The sequence below is a fragment of the Dictyoglomus sp. genome, assembly GCF_049968615.1.
GTDB lineage: Bacteria > Dictyoglomota > Dictyoglomia > Dictyoglomales > Dictyoglomaceae > Dictyoglomus > Dictyoglomus turgidum.
This window is the reverse complement of sequence record NZ_JBMFQK010000003.1, coordinates 16,635-28,466: the sequence shown is the minus strand read 5'-3', so window position 1 is coordinate 28,466 and position 11,832 is coordinate 16,635. Positions and strand designations below refer to the sequence as shown.

Sequence of the window (11,832 nt, the reverse complement as noted above, 5' to 3'; positions counted from 1 at the left end):
AAGCTCTTGTCAAATGTTATTTATTTCTCACTACTCTGCTCAGGTATATTCTCCTTATTGATACTTTTTTCTAACTCTTTTATTTTTTTGTTTAACTTTGCTATAGTTCTTTTATCTTTGATGATAGTTGGCAGTACGCTTATAAAAGCAAGAATTACACCAGAAGCAAAGGTTAAAAATAAAACAGTAAATATTTTTTCTTGAAAGGACCAATTTAGAAAATAAATGGTTATTAGAGCTTGATTTTGAAAGGAAAGTAAAAGAGCAATAATTACTCCTATAAGGAGTACTATTATTATAGTACTCATTACTCTTACCTCCTAAAAAAAAGAGGGAGAATCAAGTCTCCCTCTTTGAGATTTTGGCTTAATTTTTTAAATTTATACTTTTAAGTTATTTGTGGTATTTTGACTGGTTCAAAAATTACTATTGCCTTATCACCTGTCTTCACCATTGCCGCATTTGCTTCGTCGGTATCAATATGGAATTCCCAAGCAAATTTATTGCTTATCCTTATTAAGACATTTTCAAAAGTAATCGCTCTTACTCCTTCTACTTTAACTTTTACTAATTGTTTGTCTACAAGCCCTAATTCTTGTGCTATATTTTCTGGCGTATGAATATGTCTCCAAGCAATAATAACTCCCTGAGGTATTTCAATCTCTCCTAAGGGTCCTCTCATTTTTATTCCTGGAGTCCCCTCAATATCTCCGGAGTCTCTTACTGGAGGGATTGTGGGAAGCCCAAGATAAATTACATCAGTTAATGCTAATTCTACTTGGGTATTTTTTCTTACTGGGCCAAGAATTCTTACTTTGAGAGATCTCTTAGGTCCAATTAGTTCTACCTCTTCTTCTGCTGCAAATTGACCTGGCTGAGACAATGGCTTCAAGGGGTGTAGTTCATAATTCTTTCCAAATAACCTCTCCAGATCATCCTGAGAGAGGTGGACATGGCGTGCAGACACACCTATTGGTACTTTTACCTCCTTCATTTTATATTCCTCCTCGAATATAATCGTTTTAATTTTTTCTTTCAATTTATGTTATACCACTTTCGATATATTTTTTAAAGTAAAAAAAATTTAAAATCTCTTTTATCTTCGAGGAGGAATAAGTTTTATATAGTCTTCTAAAGTACCGTCCGCAAGACAACACTCTATAATTCTTTTGCCTAAGGGGTCAAGATCTAAAGAGAGGAATTTTTGTAATTCTTTTTTGAAGAATGCTTTGAGCATTTCTGCCCCTTTGTCATAAGCTTCAGGTCCTACTTCAGGTTGCTGATCTACTTGTAGAAGAGCCTTAGGTATATAATGTCCTTCCACTTTTAGGGTTTCAAGGGCAAATCCTAAAAGTGAACATCTTGCAGGCTTCAGATTATCAGGTTTAATCCTTGCGCTGCCTCTTTTAGCTAAATACTCTCTTACTATCCATTCAGGCATAAATCCTACTCTATATGCTCCGATATATTGATTGGGTATAAGTATATACTGAGTACGAGGATAATCTAAAATTTGTTGCAATAAAAGATTGGCTTGTTTTACCATTTTTCCTGTAGCAAAGGGCCAATATGATCCAACTCCTTCACTGCTCATGAGATCTCCATCAGTTATGCTTGGGTTATCATATCCTCTTGGACTTACTAATCTCCATAGCCAGGCTAATGCAGGTGGAAGTACATGGAATAACCCTACTATTCCGTAGGTAGGTTTTTCCTTTGTGCAAGGAGGGGTTCTAAATCCAAAGCTTCTTACATCTACCTCAACAGGTTCATTTATGATGTTAGGTACAAATCTTCTTGGCAATATTACCCTTGGATTAGGACAGGGCTTTCCTGGTTCGTCCATAGTGTGTTCCCATATTAAGGCTGTAGCTCCAGGATGCCCCTCAATATTTAGGAATATAAGAGGCTCTGGGGGATGGATAGTAATTCCTTCAAGTTGCGGATCAGTCCCATATCTTTTTATTTGGTCTACCCTTACAAACCATCCTTGTTCTGCATCTTTTATAACCATTTTGCCACTTCCATTTTGAAGTCTTGGATGACATAAAGCCATGTCGTCAGTTATAGGAAATATTTCACATGATTCCTTTATCTCAATGTAATATCTTTCTCCTGTAATTATATTTTCTCCTACCAGGATTCTGTTATCTTTTTCTCTATGCATTTGCTGGATCATTTCACTCTTTCCACCACCACTTGCTCCTTCGTGCATAATTACTAATTCATTATCATAAGGAGTAACTATCTTTACTGTAGAAGCATGAGCAGTAACCCATCCTTCCATTTCGCCTATATTTATAAGCACCCCATAGATACCCTTTTTAGCACTTGGCCCAGGATATAAATTATAGGAAAATACCTCGTGTCTTCCGTTGGACCTATAGTGTACCACTATCTGTTTGCCTGAAAAATGCGTATGCCTAAAGGGAGGTGCTACATAAACGATGGCCATAGGTTCAAATTTTTCTCTTAACTGATTTCTTGGTATGAAACCTTGAATATCTGCAAGAGCCCATGCAAAAAATCCTGCATTAGAAGGAGCAATTAAAAGAGACGGATATCCCAATTCATGCCCTCCAGACATAAAGGGCATGACAATTAATTCCTGTCCTTTAAGCCAATTAAAGGTTTTTTCTCTTAAAGAGTCAAAATCCTCTCCAAATCTTTCTTTAAATGTAGGCTTGTCAGTATCTCCCTCGTCCCCTACAACCAAGCTATCTGGGTCTCTTCTTCTCATGTAGACATCTGGATAATTTACTACGATACCATTTTTAGCTCTTGTGATTACTGCTTCTACCACTTCTCCCTTTCCAGATACTTCGTATTTTACTTCAAACTCCATATTGTCCTTCCCGCCCATAGCAAGTTCTAAGAAATGTTCTCTACTTTCAGGAATTATAATTCCTTTACAGGAGATAAGAATATCCTCTACTTCTTTTGGGATGACTAAGTAAGAAACCTCTTCCCTTATCATATATAGACAACTCCTTTCTAAAAAAATTATAATAAAAAGAAATTATGTTAAATTCTTCATTGGAAACTTTGGTCACCGTTGATCCAGATTTTACGGAAATAAATTTAACACAAAAAGATGTTAAAATCAATAAAAATTGTGTTAATAAAACTGGGAGGGATAAAAAAGTGTCATACTTTGAGAGATTAAATTACCTTAATAGCTTTATTAATTATGAGAAACGTCTTGACAACATAACCTATGAAGAAAAAAAATTTTATCTCGAACGAATGAGATACTTATTGAAATTAATGGGGAATCCTCAAGATAATCTCCAGGCTTTTCATGTGGCTGGCACAAAAGGCAAGGGATCTACCTCAGCTATGATTTTTTCAATCTTGAAGGAGGCAGGTTATAAGGTAGGTCTTTACACTTCTCCTCATCTTCAATCCATAAGGGAAAGAATATCTACCCATAAGGGTTTCATCTCTCAAGAAGAATTTATTGATCTCATTGATTACGCAAAGCCCTATATAGAAGAGGCTAAGAAACATCCTATTTTTGGCCCTCCAACCTTTTTTGAAGTTTTAACTGCTCTTGCTTTTTTATATTTTTACATAAAAAAACTTGATTATGTGGTTATAGAAGTGGGACTTGGGGGGAGATTAGATGCAACAAATGTTATTAATCCTCTTGTCTCGATCATAACTCCCATAGGTTTTGACCATATGCATATATTAGGTAATACAATCGAGAAAATTGCCTTTGAGAAGGCTGGAATAATTAAGGAAGGAAAAATTGTCATATCTTCTATTCAAAAAGAGGAAGCAGAGAAAGTTATCGCAAAAGTTGCAAAGGAGAGAAATGCTATTTATTATAAAATAGATAATCTTTTTAAATGGGAAAGAAAAGATTTTAGTCTTAACGGACAGAGGTTTTTATTGAGTGGAAAAGATATAAATGAAGAGTTTTTTATTCCCCTTCTTGGAGAACATCAAATTGTTAATGCTATTACTGCCTTTGGAGCCATATATTTACTAAGGGATAAATTAAGTATAGATTATGAAACTGTGAGAGAAGGATTTAAAAAAGTACAATGGAGGGGGAGATTTCAAATTGTTAGTAAAAGTCCTTTGACAATCATAGATGGAGCCCATAATGTGGAATCTGCTATAGCTTTAAGAGATACTTTAAAAAATTATGTAAACTTTAATAGGTTATTCTTAATATGCGGGCTTATGAAAGATAAGGATGCTGAAGGTTTTCTTAAAATCTTGAATCCTTTGGTTCATAGCTACAATTTTGTTCCCTTATCTTCTCATAGAACTAGAAGTCCAGAGGAGCTTGGTAATATAGTTAAATCTTTTAATGCCGATGCTAATATAAATCTACATACTAACTTTTATGAGGCAATAAATTTTGTCAAAAAAGAAGCCTCACCTGAAGATTTAATACTTATCACAGGGTCTCTATATCTTGCAGGTGAGGCTTTAAATTATTTTTATGGAAACTTAGACTAAGCTTTTAAAGCAGACTTGAAATATTCGAGAAAGACATTTTCTGGTACAGCTCCCTCGATTTCTACCTTTTCATTTATTATGGTCTTGGGAACACCAGTCACATCGTATTTCTCAGCAAGATGTGGAAATTCAATGGCCTCAATCATATCTGCAGTAATTAGTGGATTTTCCATGGCAAATTGGTGGGCAAGTCTTACTGCTCTTGGACAATAGGGACATGTAGGGGTGACAAATACCTGAATATGTACTGGTTTATCAACAGTGGCAAGAAAGGCTTTTGTATTTGGTGAAAGTTGAGTTTCACCACGAGATATATCAATAATATCCTCAATTAGACTTGAGAATTCATAACCTGATGGAATACCAAAATATCTTACTCCCAGTACATTATTATTCTTTTCGAAAAGAATTGCAGGAATTTTGTCCAAATTGTATTTTTTAGCAAGTATTTCGTCGGTTAAGAAGTCATGAATTTCGAGTTCTAATTTGTCTGAGAGAGACACAAGCTCTTCTAAAATTTCTCTTGTTTGTTGACAATAAGGGCATTCAACTCTTCCTGGAACAACTAATTTACTTCCTGCAGCTTTATCGCTGAAAAGTATAATTTTTAATTTGTCCTTGAGATTTTCTCTAAATAGATTTTCCAAATATTGACGGTCCTCTTCTTTTAATAGAGCCATTTGTTAAACCTCCTTGTAATTTAATTCTTCTAAAAATTTGCTTGCTGCCATACCAGCTATTGCTCCATCAGCGACCGCAGTTACTATTTGTCTTAAAATCTTACTTCTTACATCTCCTGCTGCATATATTCCAGGCATAGAAGTATGCATTTTCTCATCTGTTATTATAAAACCATTTGGATCTAAATTCAAAATACCTTTAAAAAGCTCTGTATTAGGAATTAAACCTACGTAGATGAATACACCATCTACAGGAAAAATTTTGGTTTCTCCTGTTTTAAGATCTTCTAATACTAATCTTTCAACTTTTTTCTCTCCTTCTATGGCTTTTACTACATGGCTCCATAGAAATTTAATTTTAGGATTAGAGAAAGCTCTTTGCTGAGTTATCTTTTCGGCTCTTAGAGTATCTCTTCGATGAATAATTGTTACTTCTTCGGCAAATTTTGTTAGGTAAATTGCCTCCTCAACAGCAGAATCTCCTCCTCCAATAACTGCTACTTTTTTCCCAATAAAAAAGGCGCCATCACATACTGCACAATAGGAAACACCTTTCCCTATAAAGTCTTCTTCTCCAGGGACCTCTAATTTTCTTGGTCTTGTTCCAGTTGCGATAATAAGAGTAGGAGCTCTGAAAGTTCCCTGTGATGTTTCAACTATTTTCCAGTTTCCGTCTATTTTTAAGGATAATACATCAGATTCTAATATTTTGGAACCAAATTTTTTAGCTTGAGTTTCCATTCTTTTTACTAACTCTTCACCCGTTATTCCTTCTGGAAAACCAGGATAATTGTCTATTTTTTCTGTAAGAGCTGCATTGCCTCCTAATATACCCTTTTCAATAATTAGGGTTCGCCATAGATTTCTTCCAGTATATATTCCTGCTGTAAGCCCTGCTGGTCCTCCTCCTAAGATAATTACATCTTGTACTTCTTCAATCTTTTCTATAGGTTTTGTTATGGATATAAACTCCATTTTTTCACCTCCCTTTTAATATACCATATGGAGTATATCAAAAATTGATAACATTTCAATAGATTTTATGTTAAGAAACTTTAAAGATTGGTTCTAAGTCTTGAGCTTTTTGTTTAAGAATATTTAACTCCTCATCAGTTAGTGGTTTAAAGTTTTCTCCAACTTCTACTGCCCATTTGAAGAATTTATATTCCCCAGGGGGTATAGCTGCTGTTATGGGTTGAGATAAGGTAAATCTTAATGCCAGTTGGGCAAGTTCTTTGTCATCTATAGGGTCATACCAACATTTGGGATATCTTCTTTCTTGTCCTTCTGGAATTATAGTCTTTGCCATCGCTTTTAAGGCAAGTATGGTTACGTTTTTTTCTTGCGCTTTTTTTACTACCTGAGGACCAAAATTTCCGTTAAAGAAATTTACCCAATTTATAGGGAAAAGAATAGAATCAAAATCAAAGATTTCAAGAAGTTTTAAGGCGACTTCAACAGAATGAGCTGAAAATCCTATATATCTTATTATTCCATCTTTTTTAGCTTTTATAAAAGCTTCTAAAGCCCCATTAGGACCTGTAACTAATTGGAAATCTTCTTCTGTAGTCATGGCATGTAACTGATATAGATCAAAATGGTCTGTTTCAAGTTTTTTTAGAGACCTTTGAAGTTCTTCCCAAGCTTTGTCCTTGATTCTTTCCATGGTTTTACAAGCGAGAAAAATATCTTTTCTTTTTCCACGAAGGGCTGGTCCAAGTTTATCTTCAGCATCTCCATAGGATGGTGCCACATCAAAGTAGTTAATTCCAAGATCTATAGCTTCAGCAACTCTCCTGTTGGCTTCCTTTTGTTCTTCGTTCATTACTAATATTCCACCAAATCCAATAATAGAGAGGAGTTCTCTATTTTTGCCATAGGGTCTTTTTTGGATCATAAAAGACACCTCCTAAATTTTTATACTTTTATTTTAGCTTATCTTTTCATTGCAAAAAAGTATGCTTTCGAATATAATATATTCACACACCCCCCTCCTTACGAGAGGCTGGAGAAATAACCATGAAACTCCAGCCTCTCTTTTTTAATGGGGTTATATAGTTGGAGGAAAAGCAAAGATGCTTGAAGATGAACGGGGTAAAATAGGTAAAAGAGTTCTTGCTCTTGCTATACCCGTTTTGTTAGAAAACCTATTTCAGCTTGTCTTTAGTTTTGTGGATATGATTTTTGTAGGGTTTTTAGGAGCGGTTGCTCTTGCCGCGGTGGGATTAGGGATGCAAGTTATTAACGTAATTCTTGCTATTATTGCGTCTCTTACTGTGGGTACTATGGTTACAGTGGCTTATAGTGTAGGTGCTAAAAAGCATAATGATGCTGCAAGGTATTTGGAGAACTCATTAGTTTTAGGCTTTTATCTCTCAATTTTGATTCTTCTATTTGGTTTATTTGGAACCGATAAACTTTTACAGATTTTAGGTGCAAAAGGAGATCTTCTTTATAATTCTTCTCTTTATTTAAAATACATTCTTATTCCTAGCTTTTTAATTGTGTATATGTCTATAATCTCTTCTGCTTTGAGGGGGTCAGGTGATACAAAAACCCCCTTATATGTAAGTATAGTTTCAAATGCTTTAAATATTTTCTTGGATTATGTGTTTGTTTTTGGCAAATTGGGATTTCCTAAGATGGGGGTTGCAGGTGCAGCTTTGGCAACAACTTTGTCTCGCTTGTTAGGTATGGTTATTCTTTTTTATATTATTTATAAGAGAAATGATTTTTTAAGCTATAAGTTTTCCTGCAAGATTGTTCCTGAGAAAGATGTCAGTACCCAAATACTAAAGATAGGTATTCCTACATCTCTTGAGCAACTCCTCTTTAACATGGGAGCTCTTCTTTATGCTACTATTGTATTAAGCTTGGGTACTAAGGTTTATGCAGCTCATAGAATAGCATTAAATGTAGAATCTCTTTCTTTTCAGCCTGGTTTTGCTTTTGGGGTTGCAGCAACAACTCTTGTGGGGCAGTATAAGGGGGCAAGGGAAGATGATTTGGCAAGATTAGCCTCTATTGAATCATGGAGGAAAGCTGTTATTTTCATGGGAAGTGTTGGCGTCCTTCTTTTTTTCTTTCCGGCGTATCTGGTTCAAATATTTACAAGAGATATGGAAGTAATTAAATGTGCTTCATCAGTATTAAAAATTATTGCCGTGATTCAACCACTTCTTGCAACTGCAAATGTTATGTCTGGATCCTTAAGAGGAGCTGGTTTTTCTAAGATTCCTATGGTAATAAGTGGCGTAGGTATGTGGTCTATTAGGATACCTCTCGCTTATGTGTTAGCTTTGAAGATGGGTTTAGGACTTACTGGAGCATGGATTGCTATGGCCACAGACATATCTTTAAAAGCAGCTGCTAATTATTACATGTTTATAATCAAAAAGTATTATAAAAAGGAAACTTTTAAACTAAGGTATGAAGAAGCTATTAGTAATTGATTTTAAAGAGAAAATAAAATATGAAGACGCATGGAATTTTCAGAGAAAACTTCATGATTTGAGGGTAAATAATATTATTTACGATACCTTGATACTTTTAGAACACTTTCCAGTAATAACCTTGGGAAAGTTCGGAAATGAGAGTAATTTACTTAAGAGGAAGGAAGAGCTTGAAGATATAGGGATAGACTTTTTAAGGGTTGATAGGGGAGGAGATATTACTTATCATGGTCCCTTACAACTTGTAGGTTATCTTATTTTCAGGGTTGAAGGGGTAAAAAATTTTGTTTTAAAAATTGAGAGATCTATCATAAACGTCCTTAATGAGTATGGTATAGAGGCAAAAGAGAATCTAAAATATCCAGGAGTTTGGGTAGGTGATAGGAAAATAGCTGCTATAGGTATTGCTATAAAGAAAAAAGTCTCTTATCATGGATTTGCGTTAAATGTAAGTAACGATTTAACACCTTTTTCTTATATAATTCCTTGTGGTTTAAAGGATAAAAAAGTTACCTCAATACTAAAAGAGGCAGACTTTTCTCCTTCCATGGAGGATGTTAAGAAAAAAGTCTGCCTCTCAGTAGTTAGAGAATTTGGCTTTGACTCGTTTAAGGTTTTTAATTTTTCTTCCTATAAGGAACTGTCCAATTTTGATATGCTTTTGGAGGACCAATAATTTCTATAAGTGCTATAATCTCTGGTAAATTATTTTTTAGGCTTTTTTCAATATATGTTTCTTCAATCTTTTTTTCCTTTTTAACTTTTTCTTCTATTTTTTCCTTTTTTTCAACTGTTTTCTTAGGGAGTAAAATCTCTTTTGGAACTTCTTTTTTAATCTCTTCTTCTTTAGGTATCTCAGCTTTTTTTATGATAATTTCTCTTTTATTCTTTACTTCTTTTGCAGTGTTTAATATGGCAGAAACAATAACAAAGAGTATATATAAAATTATCAGCCATTCAAACATTTAGTCTTTCCTTCCCTCTTCTTCTTTTTGTCCTAATTTAGAGATGGCTTCTCTCATTGCAGTATCTGCTATTATATTCTTTAGGGTATAGTAATCTAAGACTCCAATTTTTCCGCTTCTTAATGCTTCTGCTATAGCAAGGGGTACTTCTTTTTCGGCTTCTATTAATCTTGCTCTCATCTCTTGAGTAAGGGCTTTCATTTCCTGTTCTCTTGCAATGGCAAGGGCCCTTCTACTTTCAGCTTGAGCTTGTGCGATTCTCATATCAGCTTCTGCTTGATCCATTTTTAACCTTGCTCCCACATTATTTCCTACATCTACATCAGCTATATCAATAGATACTATCTCAAAGGCAGTTCCCGCATCGAGTCCTTTTGCAAGTACTGTTTTTGAAATGCTATCTGGATTTTCTAAAACTTCTTTATAACTTTCTGCAGAACCAATAGTGGTTACTATTCCTTCTCCAACTCTTGCTATAATTGTAGCTTCTCCTGCTCCTCCTACTAATCTTTCAATATTTGCTCTTACTGTTACTCTTGCTTTGGCTTTTAATTCAATACCGTCTTTCGCTACAGCAGCTACCACAGGAGTTTCAATAACTTTTGGATTAACACTCATTTGTACTGCTTCTAATACATCCCTTCCTGCAAGGTCTATAGCTGCTGCTTTTTCAAAGGTCAAGGGAATACCTGCTCTCTGGGCAGCAATTAAAGCATTTACTACTTTATCTACATTTCCACCAGCTAAGTAATGAGCTTCTAATTTATCAAGAGTCACCTCTGAAAGTCCAGCTTTATGAGCTTTGATTAAGGAGTTTATTATTACTTCAGGTGGAACCCTTCTAAGCCTCATTCCAATTAGATCGGTAATTCTTATGGAAACTCCTGCAGCAAGAGCAGAGATCCATAAACCTAAAGGTACGAAGCTAAAAAATACTCCAAGAAATATCAATACTAAAATTAAAATTAAAAAACCCCACATCAAATTCATTTCTCACTCCTCCTTACAAAGATTTTATTCCCCTCAACCTTAAAGACTAAAACTTCTTCACCGGGCTCAATAAATTCTGATTCTGAATAGGCCTCAAATCTTTCCCCGTCAATCTCTATAATTCCTGTGGGACGTAACATGGTAATAGTTTTTCCCTTTTTTCCAATCAAATCTTTTCTCTCTTGAACTGCAGTATAACCTAACTCTTTCTTTTGACTTCCAGAAAGGCCAAACTTTTTCCAAACACGGCTTCTTGGTAGATAAATTGCTAAAAATATTATGAGAGAAAGCACTACAAAGATTCCTGTAAGTAGGGCTTGAAAGGTACCTCCTTTTTGAACTATAGTCCAGTATATACTAAGGAACACTGAAATACTGCCTGCTATTCCTGGAATTCCGAATCCTGGCGTATGCATTTCTATAAATATGAGTATAAGCCCAAGGATAAATAGGATTAAGGGTTCTAATCCTGCAAGACCAGCAAGATAATGTCCTCCAAAAAAGAGTCCCAGACATATCAAAGCTAAGAGCTCAGGTAATCCAAGACCAGGGGTAAAAATGGCCACATATAAGGATAGCATTCCAATGGTCAAGATAATACTTGATACAGTAGGATCAGTGATAAATCTTACAAAATTTTCAGCCCAATTGGGGTGTAAGTTTGTTACTTTAGCTTTCTCCAAGCGAAAATACTTTAATACAGAGTCTAAGTCTTCTAATATTTCATCAGCAATTTTCCACTTTTTGGCCTCTTCAGCATAGAGAGTTAATATCTTTCCTTTCTGTTTTAATCCTGGAATTACTTCATCAGCATCTACCATTGCAGCAGCAATTTTAGGGTTTCTTTGTCTTTTTTTAGCTGTACTTTCAAATTCGGCTTTAAGGGCTGAAATGGTTTTCTCTTCTGCTGGACGCGGCTCTGCAGCTCCAATACTGCCTGAGGGAGAGATAATAATTTTTTCGCAGGATAATGCTATTAAGGCTCCAGCTGACCAGGCTCTATCTTTTATAAAGGCGATAGTTAAATTAGGTGTAGATAATATAGCATCTCTTATACGGATAGCTGCATCTACTCTGCCCCCAAAGGTGTCTATTTCAAAGATGAATGCTTTAGCGTTAGGATTTTCTTTTAAACTTCTTTCTACGAACGAGGCAAGACCAAGTTCAATAGTTCCTTTTATAGGTATAACATAGACATTTTGGGGTTGAGCGTTTAGAAAAGATAACAATAAAAACGAAAAGAGAATGGTGTAAAGAATCTTTTTCAAA

12 protein-coding genes are annotated in these 11,832 nt (G+C 34.9%); 3 read left to right on the top strand and 9 right to left on the bottom strand.

All coding sequences use genetic code 11. The features are described from left to right. Positions 1-20 precede the first annotated feature (20 nt). From ACP5QL_RS03550 to ACP5QL_RS03540, 3 genes are all read right to left on the bottom strand, one after another. On the bottom strand, positions 21-308 hold the full coding sequence (locus ACP5QL_RS03550; RefSeq protein ID WP_012583122.1) for a LapA family protein: 288 nt from the start codon (positions 306-308) through the stop codon (positions 21-23). Positions 309-388: 80 nt separating this feature from the next. Then, the gene (locus ACP5QL_RS03545; protein ID WP_012583123.1) at positions 389-994 is read right to left on the bottom strand and encodes a phosphate propanoyltransferase; all 606 of its coding nucleotides are present in this window, start codon (positions 992-994) and stop codon (positions 389-391) included. 102 nt (positions 995-1,096) lie between these two features. After that, complete coding sequence (locus tag ACP5QL_RS03540; protein ID WP_012583124.1) at positions 1,097-2,977, bottom strand: DUF4914 family protein; 1,881 nt, start codon at positions 2,975-2,977, stop codon at positions 1,097-1,099. A gap of 167 nt (positions 2,978-3,144) precedes the next feature. Between ACP5QL_RS03540 and ACP5QL_RS03535 the strand changes: the two genes are divergently transcribed. Continuing rightward, positions 3,145-4,476 (top strand): bifunctional folylpolyglutamate synthase/dihydrofolate synthase, encoded by a 1,332-nt coding sequence (locus tag ACP5QL_RS03535; RefSeq protein ID WP_424662194.1) that lies wholly within the window; start codon positions 3,145-3,147, stop codon positions 4,474-4,476. Here the strand turns inward: ACP5QL_RS03535 and pdo are convergent. The 3 genes from pdo to ACP5QL_RS03520 all read right to left on the bottom strand — a co-directional run bounded on the left by pdo (position 4,473) and on the right by ACP5QL_RS03520 (position 7,053). Further along, the gene (pdo, locus tag ACP5QL_RS03530) at positions 4,473-5,156 is read right to left on the bottom strand and encodes a protein disulfide oxidoreductase (protein ID WP_012583126.1); all 684 of its coding nucleotides are present in this window, start codon (positions 5,154-5,156) and stop codon (positions 4,473-4,475) included. The genes ACP5QL_RS03535 and pdo overlap by 4 nt on opposite strands. A 3-nt stretch (positions 5,157-5,159) precedes the next feature. Then, positions 5,160-6,131, bottom strand: coding sequence for a thioredoxin-disulfide reductase (gene trxB / locus ACP5QL_RS03525; protein WP_428125434.1), 972 nt, complete (start codon positions 6,129-6,131; stop codon positions 5,160-5,162). A gap of 70 nt (positions 6,132-6,201) precedes the next feature. After that, on the bottom strand, positions 6,202-7,053 hold the full coding sequence (locus ACP5QL_RS03520; RefSeq protein ID WP_012583128.1) for an aldo/keto reductase: 852 nt from the start codon (positions 7,051-7,053) through the stop codon (positions 6,202-6,204). A 178-nt stretch (positions 7,054-7,231) separates the two neighbouring features. Between ACP5QL_RS03520 and ACP5QL_RS03515 the strand changes: the two genes are divergently transcribed. Together ACP5QL_RS03515 and lipB are read left to right on the top strand one after the other, a co-directional pair. After that, positions 7,232-8,608, top strand: coding sequence for an MATE family efflux transporter (locus ACP5QL_RS03515; RefSeq protein WP_428125431.1), 1,377 nt, complete (start codon positions 7,232-7,234; stop codon positions 8,606-8,608). Next, complete coding sequence (lipB, locus tag ACP5QL_RS03510; RefSeq protein WP_012583130.1) at positions 8,586-9,284, top strand: lipoyl(octanoyl) transferase LipB; 699 nt, start codon at positions 8,586-8,588, stop codon at positions 9,282-9,284. Before ACP5QL_RS03515 ends, lipB begins: the two co-directional genes overlap by 23 nt. On the opposite strand, the gene ACP5QL_RS03505 is transcribed toward lipB, so the two are convergent. The 3 genes from ACP5QL_RS03505 to ACP5QL_RS03495 are packed head-to-tail and all read right to left on the bottom strand — an operon-like array spanning position 9,226 to position 11,831. Beyond that, positions 9,226-9,573, bottom strand: a complete 348-nt coding sequence (locus ACP5QL_RS03505) for a hypothetical protein (RefSeq protein WP_012583131.1) — start codon at positions 9,571-9,573, stop codon at positions 9,226-9,228. The two genes, lipB and ACP5QL_RS03505, sit on opposite strands and share 59 nt — an antisense overlap. After that, on the bottom strand, positions 9,574-10,563 hold the full coding sequence (gene floA, locus ACP5QL_RS03500) for a flotillin-like protein FloA (protein WP_428125428.1): 990 nt from the start codon (positions 10,561-10,563) through the stop codon (positions 9,574-9,576). It abuts the gene before it with no gap. Then, on the bottom strand, positions 10,560-11,831 hold the full coding sequence (locus ACP5QL_RS03495) for an NfeD family protein (protein ID WP_012583133.1): 1,272 nt from the start codon (positions 11,829-11,831) through the stop codon (positions 10,560-10,562). Before ACP5QL_RS03495 ends, floA begins: the two co-directional genes overlap by 4 nt. Between the last annotated feature and the right edge of the window lies 1 nt (position 11,832).

What these genes read in the sequence shown, in the direction of transcription:
- ACP5QL_RS03550 (WP_012583122.1), bottom strand. Translation starts at nt 308, where the DNA reads ATGAGTACTATAATAATAGTACTCCTTATAGGAGTAATTATTGCTCTT.
- lipB (WP_012583130.1), top strand. Translation starts at nt 8,586, where the DNA reads ATGAAGAAGCTATTAGTAATTGATTTTAAAGAGAAAATAAAATATGAA.
- ACP5QL_RS03505 (WP_012583131.1), bottom strand. Translation starts at nt 9,573, where the DNA reads ATGTTTGAATGGCTGATAATTTTATATATACTCTTTGTTATTGTTTCT.
- ACP5QL_RS03520 (WP_012583128.1), bottom strand. Translation starts at nt 7,053, where the DNA reads ATGATCCAAAAAAGACCCTATGGCAAAAATAGAGAACTCCTCTCTATT.
- ACP5QL_RS03540 (WP_012583124.1), bottom strand. Translation starts at nt 2,977, where the DNA reads ATGATAAGGGAAGAGGTTTCTTACTTAGTCATCCCAAAAGAAGTAGAG.
- ACP5QL_RS03515 (WP_428125431.1), top strand. Translation starts at nt 7,232, where the DNA reads ATGCTTGAAGATGAACGGGGTAAAATAGGTAAAAGAGTTCTTGCTCTT.
- pdo (WP_012583126.1), bottom strand. Translation starts at nt 5,156, where the DNA reads ATGGCTCTATTAAAAGAAGAGGACCGTCAATATTTGGAAAATCTATTT.
- ACP5QL_RS03545 (WP_012583123.1), bottom strand. Translation starts at nt 994, where the DNA reads ATGAAGGAGGTAAAAGTACCAATAGGTGTGTCTGCACGCCATGTCCAC.
- floA (WP_428125428.1), bottom strand. Translation starts at nt 10,563, where the DNA reads ATGAATTTGATGTGGGGTTTTTTAATTTTAATTTTAGTATTGATATTT.
- trxB (WP_428125434.1), bottom strand. Translation starts at nt 6,131, where the DNA reads ATGGAGTTTATATCCATAACAAAACCTATAGAAAAGATTGAAGAAGTA.